This window comes from Lysinibacillus halotolerans (genome assembly GCF_003711845.1).
Taxonomy (GTDB): domain Bacteria; phylum Bacillota; class Bacilli; order Bacillales_A; family Planococcaceae; genus Ureibacillus; species Ureibacillus halotolerans.
In genome coordinates this window covers 67,237-74,011 of the sequence record NZ_RHLQ01000013.1, presented here as the reverse complement: position 1 = coordinate 74,011, position 6,775 = coordinate 67,237, and the positions used below count along the sequence as shown (strand labels likewise).

At 35.4% G+C, this 6,775-nt stretch carries 8 protein-coding genes; all 8 read right to left on the bottom strand.

What is annotated here, in order from left to right:
* Positions 1 to 260: 260 nt before the first annotated feature.
* The 8 genes from minD to EC501_RS07150 all read right to left on the bottom strand — a co-directional run bounded on the left by minD (position 261) and on the right by EC501_RS07150 (position 6,718).
* Complete coding sequence (minD, locus tag EC501_RS07185; protein WP_122971619.1) at positions 261 to 1,058, bottom strand: septum site-determining protein MinD; 798 nt, start codon at positions 1,056 to 1,058, stop codon at positions 261 to 263.
* 1 nt (position 1,059) lies between these two features.
* Entirely contained in the window at positions 1,060 to 1,728 is a 669-nt protein-coding gene (locus tag EC501_RS07180) for a septum site-determining protein MinC (protein WP_122971618.1), read from the bottom strand.
* A 29-nt stretch (positions 1,729 to 1,757) separates the two neighbouring features.
* Positions 1,758 to 2,282: a rod shape-determining protein MreD gene (mreD, locus tag EC501_RS07175; RefSeq protein ID WP_122971617.1), complete on the bottom strand. Its 525-nt coding sequence runs from the start codon at positions 2,280 to 2,282 to the stop codon at positions 1,758 to 1,760.
* Positions 2,282 to 3,205, bottom strand: coding sequence for a rod shape-determining protein MreC (mreC, locus tag EC501_RS07170; RefSeq protein WP_122971616.1), 924 nt, complete (start codon positions 3,203 to 3,205; stop codon positions 2,282 to 2,284). The genes mreD and mreC overlap by 1 nt, the downstream gene beginning before the upstream one ends.
* Before the next feature lie 12 nt (positions 3,206 to 3,217).
* Positions 3,218 to 4,237: a rod shape-determining protein gene (locus EC501_RS07165; RefSeq protein ID WP_122971615.1), complete on the bottom strand. Its 1,020-nt coding sequence runs from the start codon at positions 4,235 to 4,237 to the stop codon at positions 3,218 to 3,220.
* A gap of 438 nt (positions 4,238 to 4,675) precedes the next feature.
* A complete protein-coding gene (gene radC / locus EC501_RS07160) occupies positions 4,676 to 5,374 on the bottom strand; it encodes a RadC family protein (RefSeq protein WP_122971614.1) in 699 nt (232 codons plus the stop codon).
* Positions 5,375 to 5,390: 16 nt separating this feature from the next.
* The gene (locus EC501_RS07155) at positions 5,391 to 5,978 is read right to left on the bottom strand and encodes a Maf family protein (protein WP_122971613.1); all 588 of its coding nucleotides are present in this window, start codon (positions 5,976 to 5,978) and stop codon (positions 5,391 to 5,393) included.
* 92 nt (positions 5,979 to 6,070) lie between these two features.
* Positions 6,071 to 6,718 carry a hypothetical protein gene (locus EC501_RS07150; protein WP_122971612.1) on the bottom strand — a complete coding sequence of 216 codons (648 nt, stop codon included), beginning with the start codon at positions 6,716 to 6,718 and terminating at the stop codon, positions 6,071 to 6,073.
* Between the last annotated feature and the right edge of the window lie 57 nt (positions 6,719 to 6,775).

Genomic DNA, 6,775 nt, shown 5'->3' with positions numbered 1-6,775 from the left:
TCAATTACACGCATCTCCCTTTTGTTTTGTTTATTGGTCTAAACAAAGTCTAACAAAATTAGGAGATTGCGTGTTTATTTTTTCTGAATTTTATCTGTACCCCAACAAATATTTTAGAGCCAATTTACGTACACAAAAGGATACGAATTACCTATAATTTAACAAAGGAAATGAAATGAACCGTCTCTTCTAAAAAACGTCTATTTATAAAAAATAAAAGGTTATTGATTCGGACATCAATAACCTTTTTCTCTATTAGACTATTTTGAAAAAATAGAAATCAACTTTTTAAACATGCCTTTTGAATGATCTTCCAGCGCCATTAATGGAACCGATTCACCTAATATTCTTCTCGCAATATTACGATATCCTAGAGAAGCTTTATTGTTTGGATCCATAACAATTGGTTCCCCACGATTCGAAGAACTAATAACATCCTCACTATCAATGACAATACCTAATAAATCAATAGATAGGTAGGTTGTAATTTCATTAATATCAAGGGTATCCCCATTTTTCATTAAATCTTTTCGAATACGATTAATGATTAATTTAGGTGGTTCAATATTTTCCTGTTCCAATAAACCGATAATTCGATCCGCATCGCGAACAGCCGAAATTTCTGGTGTTGTTACGACAATCGCTCGATCAGCACCTGCTACAGCGTTTTTGTAACCTTGTTCAATACCTGCAGGACAATCAATTAAAACATAATCATATTCACGTTTTAGTTCATCGACTAAACTCTTCATTTGCTCCGGTGTAACGGCATTTTTATCCGTCGTTTGAGCAGCAGGTAATAAAAATAGTTTTTCATCAACACGCTTGTCCTTTACTAACGCTTGATGAATTTTACAGCGACCTTCTACGACATCGACTAAGTCATAAATAATTCGATTGTCTAAACCTAATACTAAGTCTAAGTTACGTAAACCGATATCTGTATCAATTAAACATACTTTTTTCCCTTGAAGAGCCAATGCAGTTCCCAGATTGGCAGTTGTTGTTGTTTTACCTACCCCGCCTTTACCTGAAGTTATAACGATTGCTTCCCCCACATTAGCTTCCTCCTTTAACCGTACTTAATAATGGTCGTATATTTCTCACTTCTTGTACTCGTTCATAAGAAATGTGGCCTTCTTGATTAATATATGCAAAAATTTGTTCCGCATTTTCTTTAACAAATGGCTTTTCATTTGACATAATTTCAATTTGATCGTCAATTAATACGTGCGTAGGTTCAAAATGTGAAGCAACGATAATCGCTTCTTTATTTCCCTTTAATCCAGCGTGGGCAATTCCTCTTAAATTACCCAACACATATATACTGCCACCAGCTTCTATTTTCCCGTTTGGATTGACATCACCAATAACAACGATATCTCCAATCGCATTTAAGATTTGTCCCGAACGGACGATTCCTATATATGTTTCACATTGACTAGCTTGCTCTATCTCCATTTTTTCTTGGATAGTTATGACATCACTATGCACTTTCGACACGTGCATTTTCCCAGGGCTTTGTACAATTGCAATAAGTTCCTCTTGTTGTTCAGTCGAAAGATAACGTTTTCCTAAATGAAGTTGAACATCTACCTTTCCATCAATTCCGCCTTCTGAAACTTTGCGTTTCAGTTCCTCTACTAGTTCTGCGTAGGCGCACTGATCGTCTAGCCGAAGTACTAACCCTTCTTTTGTCCCTTTAATATGGACAAGCTGTTTTTTCATAATTAAGCGACACCTCACGCCAAATCAATTTAAGAATTATCTTGGGCACGCTGCAACACACGCGCGTTGATTAAATATTTAAATGCCCAACCAAGCATTATTAAAAATAATAAATTAGCTATCATTGTTGGTAGTAGGCGGTTACTTAAAAATTCACCTACTGGAATCGTAGTAAATTGAATGAAGTAAAAGAAATAATATAAAACAACTTCCATAAGAGCAACTAAAATTAACGATAAAATCGTCGTAACGCTTAAATGTTGATGAATGAATTTCACGGATGATCCAGCTATAAAGCAAACTGCAGGGTATAAAAAGGAATATAATCCAATAATATCAATGTAAAACACATCATACAAGAGCCCAAAAATTAAACCATATATACAAGCTCTTTTACGACTGTAGTAAATAGAAATGAAAATTAAGTAAAGGATGACAAAACGTGGTACAAAGTAAACTGTTTCGCCTCCCCAATCAATAGGAGAGAATAACGCAAATTCTGGTTCAAGCAAAAATAAAACGACTGCAACGAAGGGAATTAAAAATCTTACCATTACTCTTCACCTTCGTCAGTAGTTTCATTTGTCGTGCCGTTCGTTAAATCTGCATTTGTATTTCCTCCATCAGAACCGTCTACTGAAATAACTGTTCTTTGGGCAATGACAACATCCTCTAATAAAGAAAAGTCTGCAGCCGGTTTTACATATGCAAGTTTTGTTAGTCCATAATCATCCGTTGTTACTTCCGTAATTTCCCCAATTGGAATACCTTTCGGGAAGACTCCTCCTAATCCAGAAGTGACAACTTGTTCTCCAACATTTACTTTGAAGCTAGAATCAATTCTTTTTAATATTAATTCATTACGCTCTACGTCATATCCTTCAATCAAACCAAAAATATCTGATTTTTCTCCTTGAACAATAGCAGAAACACGATAATTAGGATTATTCGTATGAAGTAACTCTACCTCTGAAGTAAACGGCGTAACTAAACTAATTTTACCAATCAATCCGTTTGCTGTCATTACAGCCATATTTAATTCTACACCATGGGACGACCCTTTGTTGAGTATAATTTTCTCTTCCCATTGATCCGGATTTCGAGCAATAACCGTTGCATTTAGCGGATTAAAATCTGCTAAACTCTCTTCTTTGCCTACTAGTTCTTTTAACGATTCATTTTCAGATTGCAATGTATTAACTTCCGCCTGAAGTACAGCAAAATCTTCCAAACGCATTTTTAAGCGCTTATTTTCTTCGTACGTATTTAATAAAGAATTAATATCATTAAAAATCCCTGTTATGTAATTTGTTGGCTTTGCAACAAGAGATTGCGCAAAGCCAACAGTGTCTTTAATAAATTGTTCGGGTACGCTTGCGTTTTGTCGATCCCGTAATGAGAAGCTAATCAATGCCACAAGGAATATCATGCCAACTAGTAGCAATATTAATTTCTTGTTTGAAAAAAAATGTGGCATTGGTATTCCTCCTTACCCTTTCATCTGTTGAGAACGAACTAAATCGATATGTTCTAAAGCTTTTCCTGTTCCAATCGCTACACAATCCAACGGGTTTTCTGCAATGAATACAGGCATATTCGTTTCATCACTAATCACTTTATCTAAATTACGAAGAAGTGCTCCACCACCAGTTAACACAATTCCTCTTTCCATTACGTCTGCAGAAAGCTCAGGAGGTGTTTGTTCTAAAGTTTTTTTGACGCCATCAATAATAGTAGAGATAGCTTCTTTTAATGAATCTGAAATTTCTTCAGATGTAATCTCGATTGTTTTCGGTAATCCTGTTAATAAATCACGTCCACGGATTTCCATTTTTTCATTACTATCATCGACACGAGCTGTGCCAATTTCAATTTTAATTTTTTCCGCAGTGCGTTCACCGATCGTTAAGTTATATGTTTTACGAATGTAACTAATGATTGATTGATCCATTGCATCGCCACCGATACGAACAGATTCACTAGTTACGATACCACCTAAAGAAATAACCGCTACTTCTGTAGTACCTCCACCAATATCAACAACCATCGAACCTGTAGGATCCCAAACTGGTAAATCTGCACCGATAGCAGCTGCAAATGGTTCTTCAATTGTAAAGGCTTCTTTCGCACCAGCTTGTCTAGATGCATCAATGACCGCACGTTGTTCAACAGATGTAATTCCATAAGGAACACAGATCATGACATTTGGTTTTTTCCAGTTTGAACCAGAATTTTTCAATGCCTGTTTTAAATAATATTCAATCATTGCTGTTGTAATATCAAAATCTGCAATAACACCGTCTTTCATAGGGCGAATTGCTACTATTGAACCAGGTGTACGACCAATCATATTTTTCGCATCATTACCTACTGCTACAATGTCACCTGTTTTTGTATTTTTTGCTACTACTGAAGGTTCGCGTAAAACGATTCCTTTTCCTTTAATAAAAACTAATGTATTCGCTGTGCCAAGATCGATCCCGACATCTTTATTTCCTAATCCAAACAATTTTGTACTCCCTTTCTCTGTAAGCAATTCTATAATCGTTGCTTATAAACTAAGAATTATTATAGCGGAAAAGCTCGAAAAATTATAGTGCTACTTGTACTGTTCTATCATATTTGTCAAACTTCATTCAATTATTATCGACATTTTTCATTTTATTTCGATTCTCTCAATGAAACAAATAAAATAATTATGTAAGTTTTTACATTCTTGTAACAAGCGCTCCATACAAATGACGAAAAAAATCAAAATAGGTTCGTTAATTTAAAAATGAAATATGAAAGAATTATTTTTAATATAAACCATTCTTTTTAACATGCTTTTGTTAACTTATTGTAAATGAAATGTTACATCATTTCATTTCAACTTATTTTGCCCAAAATAAAAGTCGAAATCCGTTCAAACGGACATTCGACCCTTATAATTCAAATTATAGGAAGATTACATATATCCTTTTTCCTTTAAACTAATAAATTGATGGTCTCCAATAATAACATGGTCTATTAATTCGATGCCAATAATATATCCCGCTTCTTGAAGCCGTTTTGTTACTTCAATATCCTCTGGGCTCGGCGTTGCATTGCCTGATGGGTGATTATGGGCACAAATAATAGAAGCAGCAGACCGTTTTACTGCCTCTCGAAAAATTTCTCGAGGGTGAACGATGCTTGAATTTAAACTACCAATAAAAATCGTTTGCTTATGCAAAACTTGATTTTTTACATTTAAAAATAAGGTAACGAAATGTTCTTGTTGAAGGGATGACATTTCAGGCATTAAATAGGTGGCTACATCTTGTGGGGAACGAATCGTAAAACGAGAATCAACTTGTTTTTGGGCTAGTCTTCTACCAAGTTCAATAGCTGCTAACAGTTGAACAGCCTTAGCTTCACCTATTCCTTTAATCGCTACAATTTCCTCTAATGTAGCGTACTTCAGTTCATGAAGCTTTTCAAAATAAGTTAATACTCGATTAGCTAACGTTAAAACCGATTCTTGTTTCGTACCAGTCCGTAAAAGAATGGCGATTAATTCTTGGTTAGATAAACTTTGGGCTCCTTGTCGAATTAACCTTTCCCTCGGCCGATCCTCAACATGCACATCACGTATTTTTAGCTCTGGAAATACGGCAACCGTCATTCAATTATCACTTCCCTTAAAACTTTATAATATTTAAAGCAACTAATTTTTCAAATAGGCTTGCTAATGGTAGTCCTACAACGGTGTTATAATCTCCTTCAATACGATCAACAAATAAAACACCATCGGTTTGAATACCGTACCCCCCTGCTTTGTCAAAAGGATCTCCCGTTTGAACGTAAGCTTTTATTAATTCTAGAGGGACATTTTTAAAGTGCACGTTCGTCACTTCTACAAGTGTCTCTTCGTTACCATCCGGACAAATAATGACTACAGCTGTCATTACCTGGTGATGATTATTTGATAATTTCGTTAAGTGGGAGATGGCTTCTTCCTCTGTTTTTGGTTTATGCAACAATGTATCTTCGAATACAACGATTGTATCTGCACCAATGATTGTTTTCCCTACTTCTCTTTTTGCCACGTCTCTCGCTTTTAATAATGCTACTTCTCGTACGTAATCTTTTAAATTATCAGCTTGCACAGTTGTTTCTTCTACATTGCTTGTCACAACATCAAAGGGAATACCTAACGTTGAAAAAAGTTCTTTTCTCCTTGGTGATGCTGATGCTAAAACGATTTGGTGATCTGTTTTATAATTCATGTCCATTCCTCCTACCTTTATGATAGCTGAGGATTGGAAATTTGAAAAATAACTTTCATTTATCAATCATATTTTTCCCCTAAAAAAATTCATTAAAATTCGATTTTCATACAGTCATTTTGACTAAAATAATGGGCAATTAAATGCAGGCGAGCATTGCCTAAATCTTGCGAAAAGCTTGATAACGCTGAAGTGATTGATTGCCAATCCTGCGGAACATTATCAGGAACATTCCCCTCTTCAAAATAAAATTTTGAAGGGTCGTTACTTTTTAAATATGTTGGTAAATTTTGCAAAGTTGGTTCACTACATGCAGCACCTGAAAATCGAAATGTCTTTGCAAAAGAGGTTGGATTTTCTGACAAAATCAGTTCTTCTTTTACAGGCGTAATCGAAGACCATACATAATAATTACCATCCACTTCTACAATAGCACTTGTATTTAAAGAGGCATGTTGAGATATAAATTCCGTAGCCGCCTCATTACTCTTAAACACCCCGTATTGGTTTGCGAAGAATTCCACAGATAATTTATCATCTTTTGTTGCTGTTTCTTCCTTCGATTCTTCCGTAGCTTGTACTGGAACGGTTTCCCCATCTCCCCCATTGGCTTGGTCAGTCGAAGAATTCATCGAATTGAGTAAGATGATAAAAAATATCACTCCCGCTAGCCCAGCGACTGATCCTATAATTGCTGCATGCATAAGTTCTCTTTTTCCTATAACCTTCGGAAATTTCATTCGCATCACCTCATTGTAACCGTAACAAATCAACAATGAAAAAAAGCGAGACTTTTG

Coding starts and splice junctions, on each gene's coding strand:
- EC501_RS07180 (WP_122971618.1), bottom strand. CDS start 1,728: ATGAAAAAACAGCTTGTCCATATTAAAGGGACAAAAGAAGGGTTAGTA.
- mreD (WP_122971617.1), bottom strand. CDS start 2,282: ATGGTAAGATTTTTAATTCCCTTCGTTGCAGTCGTTTTATTTTTGCTT.
- mreC (WP_122971616.1), bottom strand. CDS start 3,205: ATGCCACATTTTTTTTCAAACAAGAAATTAATATTGCTACTAGTTGGC.
- radC (WP_122971614.1), bottom strand. CDS start 5,374: ATGACGGTTGCCGTATTTCCAGAGCTAAAAATACGTGATGTGCATGTT.
- EC501_RS07155 (WP_122971613.1), bottom strand. CDS start 5,978: ATGAATTATAAAACAGATCACCAAATCGTTTTAGCATCAGCATCACCA.
- EC501_RS07150 (WP_122971612.1), bottom strand. CDS start 6,718: ATGAAATTTCCGAAGGTTATAGGAAAAAGAGAACTTATGCATGCAGCA.